Raw genomic sequence first — 18639 nt, 5'->3', positions numbered from 1 at the left:
AAAGCCCATCGGCAGCTATAAAACATTGCACAATAGCTGCCGATGAACACTTCGTTATTCATTCTTTATTGCTACATAATTGGTTGTTCTAAATTGCTCGAATACTTCCTTATACGATTTGATAGGATACAAGTAACCAGCAGGAATAATACGAAATAAGCTCATATTTATATCCTTGAAAAAATAGTAGAAGTCTTGAAAATAAGTTCGAGTATCAATATTACATCCCCCAAACTCAAAACTAACTATATTAATTGCTTGTTTACTAAACATTTCAGATGCACCTGCAAGCACATCTAGCTCATGCCCTTCAACATCCAGCTTCAGCAAATTTATCTGCTGAACATTATTTTTATTAGAATAGTTATCAACCGTATCGACTTTTACAACTTCAGAACTGTCGAAATTGATACCAAAATGCTCGAGTCTGCGCTTAGTGAGAGAAGCTAAACCTGAACCTGCTTTGTTGTAATGCAATGTTAATTCGCCTTGTGTCTTTCCGAAAGCTAAATTGTTTAACTTAACCTTACTCTGTGCTTTTGGCTCTACACTAGATTCAAGAATTTCAAATGTGTAAGAACTCGGCTCAAAACAATGAACCGAAAGGTTGTCTTCTGGAAAATTTTGTAATATAAGTCTTAGATACTGTCCTTGATTAGAACCTACATCAAAAATGCAGTAAGGAGCTTTTTGCTTTTGATGTACAAAATTAAACACCGCGCTCTCACCACTCGATTCAACACTAGTTCCAGAACCAAATCCCATCAAGAATTGAGCGCCAGTAACACCTTTCTCCAACAGCTCTTGTGTAAAACGGTTTCCTGCAACTTTGGCAACAGTTTTTCTTAGCGTCGACATTTTCTAGCCTCCTTATTTTCCATGGTCAAAGGCGCAACTTACAGTCGAAAACGCTCTTGGTAAGAGCTCGACCTTTTTACCGCCCTATGCAGTCAGTTGTTGTACTAGGTTATTTAATCTACTTAGAACACTAGACTCTAAACCAAGACCAGCAGAAATAGGGAAAATCGTAACTGTATACGGACAAAGCTAATACTCGCTATCACCGGAACATCGCCATCTGCTGATGGCAAAATGTTTATTCAGCCACACTTATGCGGTTAAATTTACGGAATAATTTTATTACAGTTTTATGGTGTTGTACTTAAATTTTTGTAACTTTTACTGAAAAACCATTTTTACTAAAAAGATAGGTTGATGACTAGAATCATCGTTTTTTCGTACTTTACAATAAAGTAAATTCAACAACCAAACTTAGAAGCGATCGCTCCTTGTTTTACCCTTTCAGAAGGAGCGATCGCTAGGTGATTATTGTATTAAAATCTGACGGATTAAAATACTCATCACCTCATCTGGGTTAGCGGTTGGGAGTAGCGGACTCCAATCTCCAGTGCTGGCGTAACCAACCAAGTGCAAACGATGGATGGTACTCGTGACAGCTTTCGGAGAACCAATCAGTAGATGTTTTAGCGGTTCTCTTTTGGGCGATAGATTTTCAGGAAAATTCAGAGTAGGTGTATTGAAATTTTCGCCACGCAAGTATTGTTGCCGCTTGAATTGGACGAAATTTTGATACTCTACAATTGTACTTGTGTCATCATTATAGTCATCTCCCATTGTGGAGGTCTAGTGAAAGGCGATCGTGAACTCTTGGCGGAGGGCGATCGCCTTTCTTTTATATCTTCTATTAAAGTAGAAAATAATACTAGTTTCAATACCCTATGCAAAAAAAATTAAATTGAAAAATAGGCGATCGCTCTCTACAATTTACAAATAAGAAAAGCGATCGCTGTCTTGATTTGCCAAGAAACGTTATATTCAAATAGAGAATTTATGTAAGGAAAGTGTGTAATGGCTAGCGTTACCATCACCACCAAAGGAGAAGTAATTATTCCTAAAGAAATTCGGGATTATCTTAATCTTGATATAGGTAGTAAGGTCGATTTTGTCATTGATGAAAATGGCACAGTCAAACTAATTCCACTTAATATTCCCGTTCAAAGCTTGTCCGGCATTTTACATCGTGCCGCAATAAAAAGTGCGACTTTAGAAGAAATGGAAGCATCAATCCAAAAGGCGATCGCCACTCGTTCTATAATTTAGGTGGAGCGATCGCCCTTTAATTCATCTCTGATTTTATAGCTATAGGTTTGATTCTGGAGATTGTTTACTATCTTTATCTTGATATTCTTTAATTTTGTCATATAAACTGGCAACTGTTTCTTCAGCAAACAGTTTTTCTTTAAGTTGCAAATAGTCACCTTCACTTAGTTTACAGGTTGCCCAAAACTTCATGACCTTCGATGGTTCTAAGTGGGTGAGTAAAACCTTTATTACTTCTTGTAAATTTTCTTGTTCATTGATAACTTTAATTTCCATTTTCTATTTTTCGAGTATTAGCCTCAATTCTTCTAGAGTTTCAGATGTGAGAATAGAACGTTGAATTACTTTTAATTCATCGATATCAGATATTTAAGAAATTTTTGGCATGAAATTCAATCCTTCATTGCCGAATTTGACTTCTAAGGTTAATTCGATGCTCGATAGCCTATCTTCTCGCTGTCCGCGTTGGAATATTTCTTCATACCAGGGCGATGAGCGTAATACTGTCATATCCCACCTCATAATTTGTTGGACTAAGGCACTATCTAATACAAACGTAGCAAAAAATGCTAAGACTGTTTCAAATAGTAGTTTGCTGATTCTTCTCTAATTTAAAGAGAAGAATCGCCCTCAGAACACCATCATTCCACCTCGGAACAAGAACATTCTCGTTTAAAACAGGAAAGTTCTCGTTTGGAACAGAAACATTCTTGTTTGAAACGAGAACGTTCTCACTTGAAACAGCAACGTTCTTGTTCAGAACACGAAACTTGGAGTTCAGAACATGAAACTTCGACTTCAGAACACGAAACTTGGAGATAAAAGCTTGATTGATGAAGCTGAGAACTTGAATTTTACTGTTGTGAGTTGAGGCGATCGCCTAAATCTGCTAAATTTTTACGCACAGTCACAGTATTAGGATGATTTATTCCTAACCGTTGCTCAAAAATATCTAAAGCTTGGATGAATAGGGGTTCAGCTTCGCTGTATCTGCCTTGAAAGTTGTAGAGTCCCGCTAGGCCGTTGAGACTTTGTGCGACATCTGGATGTTCTTCTCCCAACAGTTTGCGCCTGAGTTCCAAAGCTTGGATGTGAAGGTCTTCGGCTTCGCTGTATCTGTCTTGGTCACGGTAGAGATACGCTAGGTTGTTGAGACAAGCAGCAACATCTGGATGTCCTTCTCCTAGCAGCTTGCGCGTGAGTGCCAAAGCTTCGATGTAAAGGGGTTCGGCTTCGCTGTATCTGCCTTGGTAGTTGTAGAGTAACGCTAGGTTGTTGAGGCTTTGTGCGACATCTCGATGTTCATCTCCCAGCAGCTTGCACGTGAGTGCCAAAGCTTCGATGTAAAGGGGTTCGGCTTCGCTGTATCTGTTTTGGAAGTCGTAGACTGCCGCTAAGTTGTTGAGGGTTTGTGCGACAAATGGATGTTCTTCTCCCAGCAGTTTACGGTAGAGTGCCAAAGCTTGGATGCAAAGGTGTTCAGCTTCGCTGTATCTGCCTTGGGAACGGTAGAGATATGCTAGGTTGTGGAGGCTTTGTGCGACATCTAGATGTTCTTCTCCTAGCAGCTTGCGCCTGAGTGCCAAAGCCTGGATGTAAAGGGGTTCGGCTTCGCTGTATTTTCCTTGGCCATAGTAAAGTACCGCTAGGTTATTGAAGCTTTGTGCGACATCTAGATGTTCTTCTCCTAGCAGCTTGCGCCTGAGTGCCAAAGCTTGCGTGTAAAGGGGTTCGGCTTCGCTGTATCTGCCTTGCAAACGGTAGAGTACCGCTAGGTTGTTGAGGCTAGTGGCGACATCTAGATGTTCATCTCCCAGCAGCTTGTGCCCAAGTGTCAAAGCTTGGATGTAAAGAGGTTCGGCTTCGCTGTATCTACCTTGGGAACGGTAGAGTTCCGCAAGGTTGTTGAGGCTAGTGGCGACATCTGGATGTTCTTCTCCCAAAAGTTTTTTAGTAGCTTCTAGACACTGCTGATACCAAGGTTCAGCCTGAGTATATAATCCTTGACCATTGTAAAATCGAGCGTTGCCAACAAATGCCCAAATCAAATCATCATCGCTGATATATTCAATGAGATTATTCGCTACTTCAGCTATATGAGGTATGGCGAAGGAGACGGCGTTGATTTGCTCAAGGATGGGTTCTTGAGGAATATCTTTAGCAACTGCTACCATTACTCGGCAAAGCGATCGCTTAAATTCCTCTGCCTGTTCTAAACCTGTAAGCTTATCTTGAAAGAACTCCCGCAGCAGAGGATGTAATTGATAGATTCCCTCACCTTTGCGCTGGAGTAGATGTAACTGTAACAAATCCCGTCTAGCTTTTTTCCAATTTTGAGCCTCATTATTTATTGTTATACCCTCCACCAATTCCCAAGGGATCGGAGCTAAAGCAAATAAACTCAGAAGACAGCCTAAAAGTGGAGCATTTTCTTGCAAACTTCGCCAACTCAATTCAAAAGCAGCAGCGACACCCTCCGTAGCAGTCATTTCTGATTGAGCTTTTTTTAAAGCCTTATTCTTCAAACGCTCTTTTTCCAAATCTTGCAACATTTCTGTTAGGGATAACTCCTCATCACCTAACAAATAACGCCCAACTAATTCTAAACCCAAGGGCAAATATCCCAACCACTTACAAAGTCTTCTCGCAACCAAAGGTTCGCGTCGCAGTCGTTCTCTACCCACTATAGATTTTAATAACTGCATTGCCGCTAGTGGTGTCAGCACATCTAAATCTAATCGCACTATTGGCAACTGTAATTTTTCCCGTGTGGTAATTAACTGCTTAAACCGGGAAGGAACAGACTCCAGATAACACCTAACTTCTTCTCTATAGTTAGTGACGTTATCAATTACTAGTAAAACTTCACCCTGATGCCATTTTGTGAGGCAATATTGAACTCTTCCAACTAAACCTAAATCTTCTGGTGGGTTTAATTCCAGCTTATTACGAGCAAAGTCCACCAATTGCACTCCTACATCCTGCGATGCAGACAACCAGCAAATCCCGCCTTGATAAGTGACGCTGTGCGAATTGGCATATTGCAAAGCTAGTTCTGTTTTGCCGACTCCACCCATCCCCGCAATAGCCGCAATTGCTATCTGTTGATTTTCTTGCAACAGCCAATGGAGGTTTTGCAACTCCGCTTCACGTCCGACAAACTCCACCACACCACTTAAGGGAATATTCTCGTAACGCGTAGGTGTGGGTTTAGCTTTTCTACCTTCAGCACGCTGCACGCCAGGTAATTCTTCTCTACGGCGTTGCCATTCTGCATCAAATTTTCTCAAATTTCCGTCTTTGTCGCCTTTGTCATCCCAAAGCGTCAGCCGAAAGTACCATTCTTCCGAACCTTGCTTGTGTACGCGCAAATCTTCGAGAATGCCTAAAAAATCTTTAAGTGCATTTAGTGAGTTTCTGACTTTTTCTTTGTTTAAACTGCTAAGTTCCGCCAGAATTCTTAGCTGTGTTCTCACTATTACTTGCTGCGACGTTTCCCAATTAAGAGCAATTTTGAAGCGTTCGCCGTTTTCTATCTCATCATTGGCATAAGCCAAAAACCTTTCTAACAGCGTCCTTACTCGCGCTTTGACCTCATCACCGTAGCTAACACGCGCCATCAGTTATTCTTGCCCAAATTTGCGACAAAGTTTCGGGATTCCCCAAACTTAAATCTAGCATCCCCAAACTTGCAGCACCGCAAATTCACGCATGACAGCCAACAGACAACGGCTTTTGCTTTCACCTACTACCCCAAATTTACCTTTGCTTCAGCGTTTGAGGTAAAGCGAATGAAAACTAAGAAGCTGATGGCGGTTGTGTTATTTCTGATTCCCTTAATTGCTGACTGGTTCATCCCCGGTTCGGGTATTGTGATTGAGTTAGCCTTCCTGATTTGGGAATTGCTGGAACAGCAGGAAACAGAGGAGTGATAATTAATTCTGCGTTGTCCAAAATCCTTAGTAGGGGCGCTGTTACGTTCGCCCTTACATCATTTCTGGATAATGTCTATTAAAGAAACTGTGGGTGGATCGATACACCCTTCAGTTTTAGAATGATTCAACGTTTCGAGACTAACAGCTAGGGAGACGATTCCCTAGCTTAGTATCATAATTAGATGTGCGATCGCTGTAATTTTTTACTCAGCACTTGTCAATGGCTTCGCCTTATTTCTTTTTCAGATCGCGGGCCATGTTGAGGTAGTAGTCCATTTTAGTATTAGGACGGCGGCGGGAGTTGGAAGGAGTTTCAGCAGAAGTATCATCCTGCTTAACCTCAGTTGGCTGTTGAGCCGCAGCTTGCTTGGCATTTTGCGTCTCATAAGATTCTAAAAAATATCCAGAGCTATTAAATCCAAAGAGGTTAGTAAAAAAACCAAAGAAATTTTTGATAAAACGCCAGAAAGTGTTGAAAATAACAGAGAAAAAACCTTCAACACGAAGAAATAAGTTCTGAAGAATTTGAGGTAAACGAAACATAGTAGCACCTTACTATGGTTGCTTATTATTATTGTGCCTGAAGAAAGGGGCAGAGGAGCAGAGGCGCGAGGAAGAACTTATATCATGTTTGGATGAATGCTTATTAATTAGGGCTGACGCGGGGACACGGGGAAGCGGAGAATTTTGAATTAAAGTTTTTCTCCCTCATCCCCCTCATCCCCCTCATCTCCCCTATCCCTCAGTTACTCTCTCTAAAGAAAGTCAGTATTAATCTTCATCCAGCGCTGGAAAAGCTTCCTCAAACTGCCACAATTCATCTTTATGGTTGAGAAACCAGATACGAGTTTCTGGAGTTAATTGACTCCAAATAACATCGCCAGGAACGTGAGGAGATGCATATTGATATTGCTCGCCAAGCGATTTCAGATTTTCTGCCACTTCACGGGGAACACCGAAATCCTGCCAGTCTACATCTATATGTCTTCCTGAGAGTCCCGCAGCTGGGTCGAAAATTATTTGTGCAGCTCTAACTAAATCAGCGAAGTGTTTTGGTTTGAGACTAGCTAGCTGCTGAATTTGGAGTGATTCGTTATGCTCTTGAGACATTTTCACTGGAGTGGTAAAAATTAGTAATCTATTTGAACTTACTGCCAGAGATTTTTATCCCAATATGCCTAGTTTAGCGTAGAGTCGGTTGCTAGTGACTAATAACCGTCAACCGTCAACGACTATTTAGACTGCATTAGCTTACTAGCAAATTACTTCTTCTGTTTGATGTATGAGTAGAGAAGTTCGCGATCGCTTTGAAGATATTCTTTTTTATTGAGGTTCTCTCACACAAGACGGTTTATCGCCACTAGAAGGGGGATCGGCGTAGATTGCTAAAGTATGGTAATCAGGGGCAGCTTTTTCGTATAGCAATCTAAAGGTATACAGTTTGGTTTTACCTTGCCCTTCAGTAATCACTGTTAAAAGTGTATTGTCGGTATTGGGCAACCCAGGAATTTTTAATTTTTGAATGCGTCTGAGTTGAATTACATTTGCTGCGGAGTTTTTACAATCTCCCGTATTCATATTTTGTTGTGCCCCAAATTGCATACACATTGGGCCGTCAAAGTCCATAGTTACCTGCGAGGGGTCATTTAACCAAACTTTTTTGATTACTTCTCCAGAAGGAATAAAGCTTAAGTTTATACCTTGCTGATAGGAAACTGGGAGAGTAGGTACTACTCCCCCTAAACCTTGTGCTTGGCAGGAAAACATGGAACGGAGGACAGCATTAGCCAAGACGCGATCGCCCAAAAGTAACATTGCAGCTGCAAAAATGAAGGAAGCCAGAGTAAAGAAATGAGAAGAATCTGGTTTTTTTCTGAGATTAATGTATTTCATAGCTGCAACAAACGCGTAGAAAGTCAAGCAATTTGGGATTGATAATCTTTGAAGGTCAATCAATACCGACTTCTAAAACTGTATTGATTGATTGACATATATTTCAACTTCTTTGCCAGCTGGCATAAACCAAACATTAGTTTGTTGCATCATTTGGGCGATCGCCTGCTGATTGCGTTGCGAGATTTGCGGAACTAAAGAGTTTAAACCACCTTCCAGAACTCCAGCCGGAATGTCGCGTCTGTTGTCAGTAACCTGAAAGCAAGAAGTATAAGTACTATTATCAGAACCAGGATTACTATTCGTAATCGTATTTTGACCGCATTCTACTCTGGTGTCGGGACGATTAAACAATTCTGCTGCTTTCCCAATACCTCCCAAAACGAATAATCCTGCATCCATACCAGCTATAGAGCGAGATGAATTAGGAAATTTACTTGCCATTAAAGGTTTACCTTGAGTCCCGCGAATAATAATTGCATTGCTGGGTAAGCTGGTCTCTGAAATGTTGCCATTATTTTGGGAGACAATTTTAGTTACTTCTAGCTGCAACAAGCCTTGTTCGGAGATTGCACCAACTTGAGTTAATAACTCTGTATTTGCGGGTAAAGCGATCGAACCATCTACAGCTTTTAGTGGCTGCTTCAACTTCACAACAAAGACATTTTTGGCTTCGTCTGTGTCTTTGTCGTTATTTCTTGACCTAGTAGTTTCTCCAAATATAGCTGTTGCCAACACAGCTTTAGCACTACTTCCTACTCTTACGGATTTTGAGTTTTGTGATTGTGCTTGGCTGACTACAGAATTTTGCTGTACTGGAGGTTGTGGAGATTGTGGCGGTTGATTAGGATTGGGATTTATTGTCTGTGAAGGCACATTAGCATTGTTTTGAGGTTGAGAACTAGATTGATTAACGGCAGATATTTCACCATAGCTACCCAACTTCGCTAACCTTGCCCACTCCTGAAGGGGGTCGGGTGGAGATACTTTTGCCTCCGAAACAACTGGCACTGATGGTGCTGGTGGTATAGCAGCAAGAGGATTTTGTTGAGAAATAACTGGTTGAGAGGATGGGCTTTCAACTCTACGCTCAACTGTGACTATCCGAGGTACATAAACTGTTCGTACAGGTGTTGGTACTGTTTGCTGTGCTATCCTGAATCGATTTCTGTCTGCTGCTGAGGTTTCTACTGTTGGAGTCGAGCGAGCTACAAATTGAGAAGCTGTCGCTCCGGTTCTGAGATTTTGTTGAGCTACTGTCATTGCCTGTGTTTGTTCGGCAAGGGCTAATTTCGTTTTGAGATTTTCTACTTCTAGTTCTAAAGCTTGCTGTTGGGATAAAGTTGTTGATTGCGATGGGGCTGCTGAGGAAACTAAAGGATTTTTGATTGGCTTTTGATTGCTGGTACTACTCATCATTTGTGATAAGAATAAGCCAGCTAACATAACTATAGTCAAGGTACCGCTGCCCACCAAGGCTAACTTTGCAAAGGGGTTAGATGAGAGGGGTTGCTCAGTTTGAATTTCTTGGGGCTGAGAAATTGGTGACTGCAAACTAGCTGATTCAGCCGATTCTTCAGTTGCAATATCGATAGTTGGCGATTCTTCTTGCAAGCCTACTAATCTTGCCATCTTAGATTCCCAATCTTCTATCTGGGAATTTTTAGTGGTTAATGGATCTAAACTTTTGGGAGTAACTTCGGAAGAAATTGAATATGAAGTCATGGTGTATAGCTTGGTTTAAATTTCAAGAACAATTTTTATCTGTTATTGCACATATATTGTAGATTTTTAGTCTAGCCTCGCCAAGACGATAAGCTGCAAAATGCCAAGGAAGTGGTGCAACATCAGGCAATAAAGCTGCTTGTTCGTCTACTGCTTCAACTAAAATTTGTTTATTAAAGGGAGTTGAAGTTCCTAGATTGTCGTAGTTGCTAAAAGTTAATTGATTTGCAAGCATCTCTACTTTCCACCTCCCATTACCTATTGCAATTGGTTGAGAAATTTTTTGGACTACTAATACATATTCAGTTCCTCGGTTGATATTAATATTTTCAAACTGTGCGGCTGAAGTTAAATTAGTAATTTCTGCTTGTAATTTTGGCTGTAAATCATTGGTTAATAGTTGCGAACTAATTGCCCATATTGTTTTTGGTGGCTGTTGCTGCGACCAAGTAAGCATCAGGGTCATAGTTTCACCCACAAAGTGACGAATTGTTTCTGGATTTCGCTCAAAACTTGGTTTTGGGTCTACGGTTATTGCTCTACCATCAACAAGTTGTACTAAACTTTGAGGTGTCAATTGGCGACTTAAATTTTGTAGCAAAGACCCATGAAACATCAGTAATATTAAGGTAAATATATGTAAGCCAAATGTTCCTACAGCTAATAGTGGTAATATGCTACTTTTTTTATTATTTTCGGGTTTTAGTAATTGCATAAATACTTAAATTGTCAGTTGTCAGTTGTCAGTTGTCAGTTGTTATTAATATTTAGGTAGTTTTTTTAGTATTGTTTAAGATAAAAATATTCTTTTTTATAGATATAGTGACAAAATCCAAATAATATTTATCTGAAGAAACTCCCAGAATTTTGTCTATTAGTACATTGCTTTAATTGTTCTTCAGTCAGGTTGCTATATTCATCTAGCAAGCACAGATTCCGCATTTCATAAATTTCTAATTTATCGATGCGGTTGCTATAAATTGCTTTTTGCAGGTCGGTACTATTCCGATCTAAGGGATAAGGGAAATAATCTACTGCTTGAACTAATAAATCTTTATTAAAAGTGGTTATTTTAGTTCTATTATCACTTCGTTTTTTTTGAATTATGTCAGCAACCATTCCTACTCGCCACTTACCTGGGGCAATTTGTTTGGGAGGATAAACCCGCTTGATAATCAACTGCGCTGACATAGCTTGGTTGGGGTTAGTAGCAAAAATTTCTGGAGGTGTGATTTGGGCGATCGCACTTAAAAAACCTTTACGAAAATCTTCTGATAGGGCAAAACTTGCTACCCAACTACTAGTAGTAACTTTTTGACTGCCGCCTTGTGATGTTCTAACGAGTATTCCTTGATCTGGTTGAGGTTTTGCGACTTCTTCAAAGTTTTTAGGTGGGAGATTTCCAGACCAGTTAAACATTGATGTCATCGTTTTACTAACGAATTGACGAATTGCTTCTGGATCTCTTGCTAAATCATCAGTAGCAGCTATCGGTTTACCGTCTATCATCTGCACAAAACTAGGCGGCTTTCTCAGACTAAGTTGCCAAATTTTCAACCCTTGAGTGATGAATAAAAGTAACACCAATAGATGCAAACTGAAGGTAGCGATCGCAAACGTTGTCAAAACACTTCCGCTTCGTTGTTGTCTTTTCTTGAGTAAATTTACCATTTTCTCATCCCACAACTAAAACTTATTGCTGACTACTTATCTACTGTACTACCAACTAAGTAAGTACATATATTTTTTTAAACATAATCAAGTCTCATAAACTATCTATATCAATCCTTTTACTGTGTGTCTTAATTACAAATTACGAATTACGAATTAGTACTAGATTCTCTCCCTCACTAACGAAGCTGTGCTACTAATGGCACTGAATACTGCAAATCCTCCTGCACCAGCAACTATCAAAGATAAAAGCGGTGCTAAAATTCCCAGAAAAATGATGAACCACGTTAAGTCTGGATTGGAATTATAATCTTGTCCTGGGCCATTCACAATTACCGTGGCAGTCAACACAGCAACAATATTGAATGAAATCTTGGCAATCCCAGCAGCTAAAAACCCCGTCAGCCAAGCAAAAATTGGTTTTCCAGCTACGGGAAGCAAAGATCCACCTACAGCAAGTGGTCCTAAAGCTGCTATCAGCAACATAGTTGCTTCTATTAAGTTTTGAAAAGCATATTGCAATGAAAAGAAAAAGTTTTTGATAGTAGTTTGTACAGTATTACCTAAAAAAGCATTAAATGTAGTGTCTGAGATAATTCCCGTACCAAACCTAATTTGATTTACCTGATTTTCTAGTCTATCTATCCAAATTTTATTTCCATATAAACTTCTATATTCCTGCCAGAGATCGTTAATCTGTTCGCTGGCTTTGGCAAAGCATTGAGTTTGTTGTTCGCCAGTAAGTGACTGACAAGGACGAAGCAAGGAACCAGCTACTTCTTCCGCAACACTCATACTTACCGCTTGCTGATAAGTTTGATTGGCATCAGCTGTAGTTACTACTTGTTGGTTGACACTATTGATAAAGTTCCTTACTCCTAATGTCAGATTAGAAAGTATACTACCATTTCCAGAATTGCTTAATAACAATACAACTACAAAAGGCCAAATAAAAGCTGAGATAGGACGAGAATATTCACTGTCTATTAAATCTCTCAGCCATTGAACCATAAAAAACAGTAGAGTTCCTACTGCAAAAAACACACCAAGATTTGTTAAAGAGCCATATAAATTATTACTGGTGTTAGTTTGTAATAAATTTAGCCATTGATTATCCCAACTTGCAGCAATACTTCTGGCAGTTCTTGCACCATTATTCACAGTATCGTTAATGCCAAGTTGAGGAGAGATTTGCAAAATATAAATCTGCATTTTGAGTTATCCGGCTTTCTCTAACAAGAAAGGTAGATTGAAAAATAGATAAATGTTATCTGTCAAGGTTTCTGCCAAACAAATCTATTTGAGAAGTAGTGCGTAAAAGTCGTGCTGCTTCTGTTGCTGAATCTACTCTGCGCGCCCGATTCGCCTCTTCCATCTGCTGAGAAATATTTGCTAAATTTAAGTTAGAGTATTGCAGAGATTGATTTGTTTGTACTGTCTGAGCAAGCGTTTCGCTGAGAATTTTTGATTGATCCCGTTGAATTTTAATACTTTGCAATAGTAAAGTAGGCTGAATAGCATTTGATTGTCCTGATAAATAATCACCAATCTTTGTAGGATCGGGTTTGAGAGAGCCAGCTTGTGCTAAAAGGTTATCAATTAATGATTGATTTTGTTCAGCATTTCTAACAGCTTCCTCAATATTTTTCAGGGTTGTCTCAGTATTTTGCAACTTAGCTTTCAATCTTACTTGTCCATTTGCACCCATTAAACCTACTACAGAACCACGGGTAAGCAACCGATTTATTTCATTACTAACTGATATTCCTCTCACCGCTGAATTATTCTCAAATTTGTCTGATAAGGAGTAGAGCGTTATATCATCCCGAATTTGTTCGCCAGCAGCAACAGGGTTAGGTATATTCACCTCTCCTCTAGCACCATTAAGAGAACCTTGCGTCCTAATCTCTAGAGGCTTGAAACTATCGCTAAGATTACTGCTCAGATAGTTTTGCAAATCTGTAGAGTAAGATTCAAAATCAGTCCAAACTTGACCTAATTCTGCCATTGCTGGTAGAACTACTAAGAATGACAAAGTAATTGTCAAAAAGGTAGTTTTTCGCATAAATTTGTACCTGAAATAACGCGATCGACATTGTGTATCATTGGGAAATTTTATTCACTATTAACTATTTATCTCCTTTCTCAACTACCTCGCAGCGAAGCTACTAACTGACGTGCAAACGTAGAAATAGCTTCGTATTTATCGCTACAACGCTGCATTGCTTGTTTGCGTGCAGCTTGTTCGTTAGGATTGTTCGCAACTACTGCCAATTGTTCGTAACCTGGATAATAGCGGCAAAAAGTATAAATGCCATTGTCATCTAGTAGCCATTGGCTGTAAACGCCTTCTTTACGAGGAAAAAAGCTTTCTGTGGCATTTCGAGAAATAACTTGGCGGGGATATTTCAAGATATTGATAAAACTATCCACAGCAACTGGCTGAATACGCCCAATCAAGCGAGTTGTTAAGTTTTGTAAAATTTTAGATGCTGCTTTAGATTTCGCAATAGTGTCGGGGTCTTGCGCTGATAAAATAACCCTGATCCCAGCTTTGGCACCGTTCGCACAAATTCTGCCAACTAAGTCCGAAATTTGATCGAATTCAAATAAAATTGGTGCTTCATCGATGAAGAATATAGAAGCTGGACTGCTTAATGCACGTCGTAATGCTGCTGAATAGGCACTTAAAGATAGCACTGCTGCATCTTCGTTATCTGCTAAGTTTCTCAGAGCAAAAACCAAAAGTTGTGCGTCGGTAGGAAAGCTAGATGGTGCAGAAATTGATTGTCCTACGCGACTAGAAAGCCAAAACTGCAAGCGGAGGTGAATTTGACTGAGAGCATCTTCAACTCTGCCACTCATAGAATCTAACAGCAGATGTTCTGGCGAGCAAAAATAGAGAAAGTCTCTTAAAGTTGGGGTTTTCTGCCAAGCTTCGCTACCAAAGCCTGCTGTTATTGCTTTGCGGTATCGCTCTTTAATACCTTCATCAGCAAAAAAGGCTCTTAAAGCTAAGTTAAGCAGGGAACGCACAGTTTGCGCCAGTAGTTGATTTTCACTAGATGAGCCTAAAACCATAGTCATTAAGGCTGATTCTAGGAAAGCAGTATAATCCAGCAAGCGATCGCGTTGTTCTTCTGGAGAGAGCGACCTTAAATCTGGCTGTTCAAATAAGTTATTTGATTGTTTGGAAATATCAAAATACGCACCATTTCCTTCCATAAACTCTGTATAGTCGGTAAATGTAGACGTACCGTCTGGCTTAGGAAAGTCCAATGCTACTACGGGAATGCCATGAGCTAAAGCTTGAGTTAAAATTCCTGACACCAATACTGATTTACCAGCACGAGTTGTTGCAAACAGCGCTAAATTTTTGTGTTGGTTAAACAAATCTAAATGTACGGGTGTTCCTCCTTCTTCAGAAATCAATTCAAAACCGTGGCTATCACCCGCTTTAGTTAGCACTAAAGGCATTAGTCCTGGAACTTCACTAGTTAAATACAACTGTCGTCGATTAAAGGGTTTAACCATCAAACCCTCCCAGACTATTGGTAAGGATTGCAACCAAATCTTCCAAGTATACTCTGTTTCCCTAATTACTTGTGCTGGCCGTTGAAAACAATTTTCAATATATCTTGTAGCTTCATCTAATTTTTCGACACTAGGACGATGGACAAAAATAGCAATACCCGCATAAATAGGTACTGCACCTTCATATAATTGTTCTTGTGCTGCTACTGATTTTTTTAACTTTAATTGAGCGTTAACATCAATAGTTCTACTTTTTTCTTGAGCCAGAATCGCTGTCATATTTGACTGCTTCAGCACTCTTTGCAAAGTAGTTTTCACTAAGGCTGGATTTGCCGCAGTTAACTGACAAAAAATCTCCGTATCGACTACTGTTTCTCTAGCCAGCAGTTCCCAAAAATAACGCAGTTGAGCAAATTTATTCGGCCAACCACCGGGTTTTTCTAGAAATGTGAGTGCGCCAATGTAGTTATTTTTAACATTAATCCAGCGGCGATCGGCAGTAGGTACATTCGACTCCATCAGTAAAGTCGTACTGTGGATATTTTCTATGAGTAATTTAGTACTAGCTAGGTCTGAGGAAACTTGTTCGTGTATTCCATCTTCATCTAAATGAATTAATTGGGGAATCTCTATTGGCTGTGTATCATTAAATCTGCGCCAAATGTGCCCCCAGAGATCGTTAGCAGTCAAAGGCTTAATATCTAATCCCATTTTGTTAGATAATAACTGTTCCCAACGTGCAAAACCTTGCTGGTAAGCATTTGTAATAATAGTTTCAACACGCTGGTTTTCAATTTCTGCCAGTTCACCTTTGAATTTTAACCACCACAATTCTGCTCTAGCTAATAGTTTTTCTATCCAATCATCAGCATTTGTAGAATTTGGTTCAATAGTATAGGTAACATAAATTCGCAAAAATTTTGGTTTGCGAATACCTGAAATACTAAGTTCTTTTGCTCTAGCTCTTTCTGCCATCAATAAATACTTAATATCTCGTGATGGAGTACGCTTTACTAAATCAGCTAGTTCTTGTTGGCGTTGTTTATCTGAACTAAAAGACCCCATATGCAATGTCAGTCTTTCACCTTCAGGAATATCTTTTAAACCAGATTCAATATTATTAAAAATAGTATCTATTTGCTCATCTCTTAAGGTAGTATGAATACCTCGACATTCAAAACCAAAAACGAAGCAAAACCTATCTCTTTGAGTTCCTCTGGTCAAAATGTAAGCACCAATATCTCGCCCATTGAGTGAGATGCGTAGCATTGTTGCCAAATGGAGAGCATCTTCAAATGGTGTTAATCTTGTTTCTTGACCTGCGATGCCTATGCTTTTTTTTCCGATTTTTTGCTTCATGGTTAACTTCCAGCAAGCTTTGATAACGAGCAAAGCCTCTAGTCCAAGTGGGAACTCCAATAAATTTACTTAAAAAGCGCCAACTCCTACCACCAGTTAATATCCACCAAGTAGCAATTCCCCAACCAGCCATTAGTATTGTCCATAACCATCTTTGAAAATCGTCTGAAAAAAGTCCTCCAAAAATTCCATTGATGATGAAGTACGAAGTCAAAGCTATTACTATCCAGGGAAAAATTTGATCGGCCGGAAGTGGTCCTAAAGATGGTTGACTCCCTAATATTTGATTAACTGGACGAAATTCCTGTTCCTGTTTGTCAGACATCATAACTTTCTCAATTTTTGCCTGAGTAGAACTTACTTACTACTATCACCAATAACAAAACCTGTGAGTACATCAGCAACAGTAACAGCAACTACAACTAACAGAGGAACTCTAGCAACACTTTGCCAATCTTCATCTTTACGCACTGCGTTGATCACACCAATCAAGGAAATTGCAATGTAGAGTAAATAAATTGCTCGCAACACATTGAAAATTAAACTAACAGCGGCTTGAGTACCACTAGTATTTGTCGTTGTGCCTTGTGTTAAATTATTTTTAAAAAAATCTTCAGCTCTCTTAAAAAATTGCGCTTGTACAGGGACTGCAAAATGGTCTAACCAAAACAAACTGAGAACTATAGCAACTGCCAATATTTGTAATGCTATCAACCATTGCTTAGGTAAATTCACTTGTCGCCCAATTTTATGTATAACTATTGCTATGAGACTACCAAATAGCAAACAAAAAAGCAGTATAGGGCTTTTTAGACTAATTACACTTAAAAATACAGCGCACGCTATCAAAAAAGGTACAGATTCAACTAGATTCACATACCAAAATCTGACAATTTCTATCAATTTATAATATGTGTTAGTAGTACTAACCTTTAAAACATGGTAAAAATTTTTTACCTGATAACTATCTTTAGACATTTGCTGATTTCCTGATTGTTTATTACGAACTTATACCTCTGATAATTTAGCATCAACTTATAATCTTTTTTAAGGAATTTCATTGAAATATAGTAACTATTTAACCTGTTACATGTTATTAAGATTTCGTTAATCAAATTTAAATATTCAGTTAAATCAATATTTTTGAACAATTCTTTGTGGCTTTCAATAACTCCTATAAAAATTTAACGCTTTTGCTATACTAATATTTAGAGTTTAATTAATCTAGTGTTAATGCCAAAAAATTCCTCATACATACTATCTAAATAGATTCCTTTCAAAATTAGATAATTTACTAAATAATATGATATTTCTTCTTAATCTACTTTCTAATCTAATTATTGTTTGATAGCCTCCTTAGCTTGGCTATAGGGCGTTGCATATTAGCGGGATAAATCAAACTGAAAGGGGTACAGTACCATTATTGAGATAGTGCAGTAGCAATTTTATTTAAAACCTCAGCATTTCTTCTGGTTTTGAATAACATAATCTCTTACGATGAAGCTGGGCTAAATAAACTGCAACTTGCTTGATGTCAAAAGATAAAGCATTTCTACCTTTTTATTATAAAACTTGAATTTGTTAAGTAATTCCATCAAGTTTAGCACAATTCTATCTAATTTTTTTATACATAAAAAATATTCAAGTCGAATTATTCTCATTCGACCCACATCGGTATATTTTAATAACCAAAAGTACCTTGTCTAGAGCTTATATCGTGTCTGGTTAAAGTTTTATCATTAAAACCGCAGAGGTTATACCAATTTAATATGAAGCTGCATAGAATACATGGTTCTGTTAACCTACCAAGTTTGCTTCTCCCCATTATATGCAGCTTCATTTTTAATTGGTATTAGCCCTCTTCTGTTACTATCCGGGAGGGCAATCGCTATAAGCCTCATGAGGCAATCAATACAAGCTATACTATTAGAAAAAAATTGGTCTTAGATTTGTTATTAGAAAATAATCGCGCGATCGCTTGCTATACAAAAGCTCTAGAATTCACAAATGGTAAATGTTTTCGGAGACTGAGAGAAGAGGGATTAGGGTAGGTGTTTTCAGGCTTTCTGCATAGATTCCGGAATCATAACTAATTTATCTGGACTTGACTTGATCTCAAATATAAGAAGTTTTTTGTTTTTTCAAAACCGAAAGCCTCCTTTAGAACTAAAGGAGGCTTTGGGAGAAATAAAAACCTGGCACAGAGCTATTGTGGCAGAGGGCAACCCCTAAACTATCGTGGCCGCAGCAGCGTTTCACCTCTGAGTTCGGGAAGGAATCAGCGTGGTTCCACCGCGCAATCAGCACCAGGAAAACTTGTTTGGTTGGGTCAAAACCCTGAAGACTGCAAGCAACGCGAATAGAGGACCAATGTTGTTGTGAGGTCAAGCCCTCGGTCTAT

The 18639-nt window shown here is 39.0% G+C and carries 17 protein-coding genes, 1 rRNA gene and 1 pseudogene; 2 read left to right on the top strand and 17 right to left on the bottom strand.

Annotation, left to right across the window (positions count from 1 at the left end):
* Positions 1-54 precede the first annotated feature (54 nt).
* Complete coding sequence (locus I8752_RS08680; protein WP_214431907.1) at positions 55-858, bottom strand: FkbM family methyltransferase; 804 nt, start codon at positions 856-858, stop codon at positions 55-57.
* A 468-nt stretch (positions 859-1326) separates the two neighbouring features.
* Positions 1327-1635, bottom strand: a complete 309-nt coding sequence (locus I8752_RS08675; RefSeq protein ID WP_214431906.1) for a hypothetical protein — start codon at positions 1633-1635, stop codon at positions 1327-1329.
* A 234-nt stretch (positions 1636-1869) separates the two neighbouring features.
* On the opposite strand from I8752_RS08675, the gene I8752_RS08670 reads away from it, so the two are divergent.
* Positions 1870-2121 carry an AbrB/MazE/SpoVT family DNA-binding domain-containing protein gene (locus tag I8752_RS08670; RefSeq protein WP_214431905.1) on the top strand — a complete coding sequence of 84 codons (252 nt, stop codon included), beginning with the start codon at positions 1870-1872 and terminating at the stop codon, positions 2119-2121.
* Between the two features lie 39 nt (positions 2122-2160).
* Here I8752_RS08670 and I8752_RS08665 read toward each other — a convergent pair whose 3' ends face one another.
* The 3 genes and pseudogenes from I8752_RS08665 to I8752_RS08655 all read right to left on the bottom strand — a co-directional run bounded on the left by I8752_RS08665 (position 2161) and on the right by I8752_RS08655 (position 5741).
* On the bottom strand, positions 2161-2397 hold the full coding sequence (locus I8752_RS08665; RefSeq protein ID WP_214431904.1) for a hypothetical protein: 237 nt from the start codon (positions 2395-2397) through the stop codon (positions 2161-2163).
* Positions 2398-2400: 3 nt separating this feature from the next.
* A pseudogene (locus tag I8752_RS38570) lies at positions 2401-2703 on the bottom strand (transposase); the annotation flags it as partial.
* A gap of 272 nt (positions 2704-2975) precedes the next feature.
* Positions 2976-5741: a tetratricopeptide repeat protein gene (locus I8752_RS08655; protein WP_225895529.1), complete on the bottom strand. Its 2766-nt coding sequence runs from the start codon at positions 5739-5741 to the stop codon at positions 2976-2978.
* A gap of 171 nt (positions 5742-5912) precedes the next feature.
* Between I8752_RS08655 and I8752_RS08650 the strand changes: the two genes are divergently transcribed.
* Positions 5913-6053 (top strand): hypothetical protein, encoded by a 141-nt coding sequence (locus I8752_RS08650; RefSeq protein WP_214431903.1) that lies wholly within the window; start codon positions 5913-5915, stop codon positions 6051-6053.
* 234 nt (positions 6054-6287) lie between these two features.
* On the opposite strand, the gene I8752_RS08645 is transcribed toward I8752_RS08650, so the two are convergent.
* From I8752_RS08645 to rrf, 12 genes are all read right to left on the bottom strand, one after another.
* Positions 6288-6599, bottom strand: a complete 312-nt coding sequence (locus tag I8752_RS08645; RefSeq protein ID WP_214431902.1) for a threonine dehydratase — start codon at positions 6597-6599, stop codon at positions 6288-6290.
* A gap of 228 nt (positions 6600-6827) precedes the next feature.
* Positions 6828-7166 (bottom strand): hypothetical protein, encoded by a 339-nt coding sequence (locus I8752_RS08640; protein WP_214431901.1) that lies wholly within the window; start codon positions 7164-7166, stop codon positions 6828-6830.
* Positions 7167-7379: 213 nt separating this feature from the next.
* Positions 7380-7949, bottom strand: coding sequence for a hypothetical protein (locus I8752_RS08635; protein ID WP_214431900.1), 570 nt, complete (start codon positions 7947-7949; stop codon positions 7380-7382).
* A 72-nt stretch (positions 7950-8021) separates the two neighbouring features.
* Positions 8022-9674, bottom strand: a complete 1653-nt coding sequence (locus I8752_RS08630) for a TrbI/VirB10 family protein (protein WP_214431899.1) — start codon at positions 9672-9674, stop codon at positions 8022-8024.
* A gap of 22 nt (positions 9675-9696) precedes the next feature.
* On the bottom strand, positions 9697-10389 hold the full coding sequence (locus I8752_RS08625; RefSeq protein WP_214431898.1) for a hypothetical protein: 693 nt from the start codon (positions 10387-10389) through the stop codon (positions 9697-9699).
* Between the two features lie 128 nt (positions 10390-10517).
* Positions 10518-11345, bottom strand: a complete 828-nt coding sequence (locus I8752_RS08620; RefSeq protein WP_214431897.1) for a hypothetical protein — start codon at positions 11343-11345, stop codon at positions 10518-10520.
* A gap of 162 nt (positions 11346-11507) precedes the next feature.
* A complete protein-coding gene (locus tag I8752_RS08615; protein WP_214431896.1) occupies positions 11508-12557 on the bottom strand; it encodes a hypothetical protein in 1050 nt (349 codons plus the stop codon).
* A 55-nt stretch (positions 12558-12612) separates the two neighbouring features.
* Positions 12613-13410, bottom strand: a complete 798-nt coding sequence (locus tag I8752_RS08610; RefSeq protein WP_214431895.1) for a hypothetical protein — start codon at positions 13408-13410, stop codon at positions 12613-12615.
* An 80-nt stretch (positions 13411-13490) separates the two neighbouring features.
* Positions 13491-16238 (bottom strand): hypothetical protein, encoded by a 2748-nt coding sequence (locus I8752_RS08605; RefSeq protein ID WP_214431894.1) that lies wholly within the window; start codon positions 16236-16238, stop codon positions 13491-13493.
* Positions 16171-16563, bottom strand: a complete 393-nt coding sequence (locus I8752_RS08600) for a hypothetical protein (RefSeq protein WP_214431930.1) — start codon at positions 16561-16563, stop codon at positions 16171-16173. The genes I8752_RS08605 and I8752_RS08600 overlap by 68 nt, the downstream gene beginning before the upstream one ends.
* Positions 16564-16595: 32 nt before the next feature.
* On the bottom strand, positions 16596-17216 hold the full coding sequence (locus I8752_RS08595; protein ID WP_214431893.1) for a hypothetical protein: 621 nt from the start codon (positions 17214-17216) through the stop codon (positions 16596-16598).
* Positions 17217-18431: 1215 nt separating this feature from the next.
* Positions 18432-18549: ribosomal RNA gene (rrf, locus tag I8752_RS08590) — 5S ribosomal RNA — on the bottom strand.
* Positions 18550-18639 lie beyond the last annotated feature (90 nt).

Source organism: Dendronalium phyllosphericum CENA369 (genome assembly GCF_016056275.1).
GTDB lineage: Bacteria > Cyanobacteriota > Cyanobacteriia > Cyanobacteriales > Nostocaceae > Dendronalium > Dendronalium phyllosphericum.
This window is presented reverse-complemented; position numbering and strand designations above follow the sequence as displayed.

Coding starts and splice junctions, on each gene's coding strand:
- I8752_RS08600 (WP_214431930.1), bottom strand. CDS start 16,563: ATGTCTGACAAACAGGAACAGGAATTTCGTCCAGTTAATCAAATATTA.
- I8752_RS08675 (WP_214431906.1), bottom strand. CDS start 1,635: ATGGGAGATGACTATAATGATGACACAAGTACAATTGTAGAGTATCAA.
- I8752_RS08680 (WP_214431907.1), bottom strand. CDS start 858: ATGTCGACGCTAAGAAAAACTGTTGCCAAAGTTGCAGGAAACCGTTTT.
- I8752_RS08605 (WP_214431894.1), bottom strand. CDS start 16,238: ATGAAGCAAAAAATCGGAAAAAAAAGCATAGGCATCGCAGGTCAAGAA.
- I8752_RS08650 (WP_214431903.1), top strand. CDS start 5,913: ATGAAAACTAAGAAGCTGATGGCGGTTGTGTTATTTCTGATTCCCTTA.
- I8752_RS08625 (WP_214431898.1), bottom strand. CDS start 10,389: ATGCAATTACTAAAACCCGAAAATAATAAAAAAAGTAGCATATTACCA.
- I8752_RS08665 (WP_214431904.1), bottom strand. CDS start 2,397: ATGGAAATTAAAGTTATCAATGAACAAGAAAATTTACAAGAAGTAATA.
- I8752_RS08645 (WP_214431902.1), bottom strand. CDS start 6,599: ATGTTTCGTTTACCTCAAATTCTTCAGAACTTATTTCTTCGTGTTGAA.
- I8752_RS08640 (WP_214431901.1), bottom strand. CDS start 7,166: ATGTCTCAAGAGCATAACGAATCACTCCAAATTCAGCAGCTAGCTAGT.
- I8752_RS08630 (WP_214431899.1), bottom strand. CDS start 9,674: ATGACTTCATATTCAATTTCTTCCGAAGTTACTCCCAAAAGTTTAGAT.
- I8752_RS08635 (WP_214431900.1), bottom strand. CDS start 7,949: ATGAAATACATTAATCTCAGAAAAAAACCAGATTCTTCTCATTTCTTT.
- I8752_RS08655 (WP_225895529.1), bottom strand. CDS start 5,741: ATGGCGCGTGTTAGCTACGGTGATGAGGTCAAAGCGCGAGTAAGGACG.
- I8752_RS08670 (WP_214431905.1), top strand. CDS start 1,870: ATGGCTAGCGTTACCATCACCACCAAAGGAGAAGTAATTATTCCTAAA.
- I8752_RS08595 (WP_214431893.1), bottom strand. CDS start 17,216: ATGTCTAAAGATAGTTATCAGGTAAAAAATTTTTACCATGTTTTAAAG.
- I8752_RS08620 (WP_214431897.1), bottom strand. CDS start 11,345: ATGGTAAATTTACTCAAGAAAAGACAACAACGAAGCGGAAGTGTTTTG.
- I8752_RS08615 (WP_214431896.1), bottom strand. CDS start 12,557: ATGCAGATTTATATTTTGCAAATCTCTCCTCAACTTGGCATTAACGAT.
- I8752_RS08610 (WP_214431895.1), bottom strand. CDS start 13,410: ATGCGAAAAACTACCTTTTTGACAATTACTTTGTCATTCTTAGTAGTT.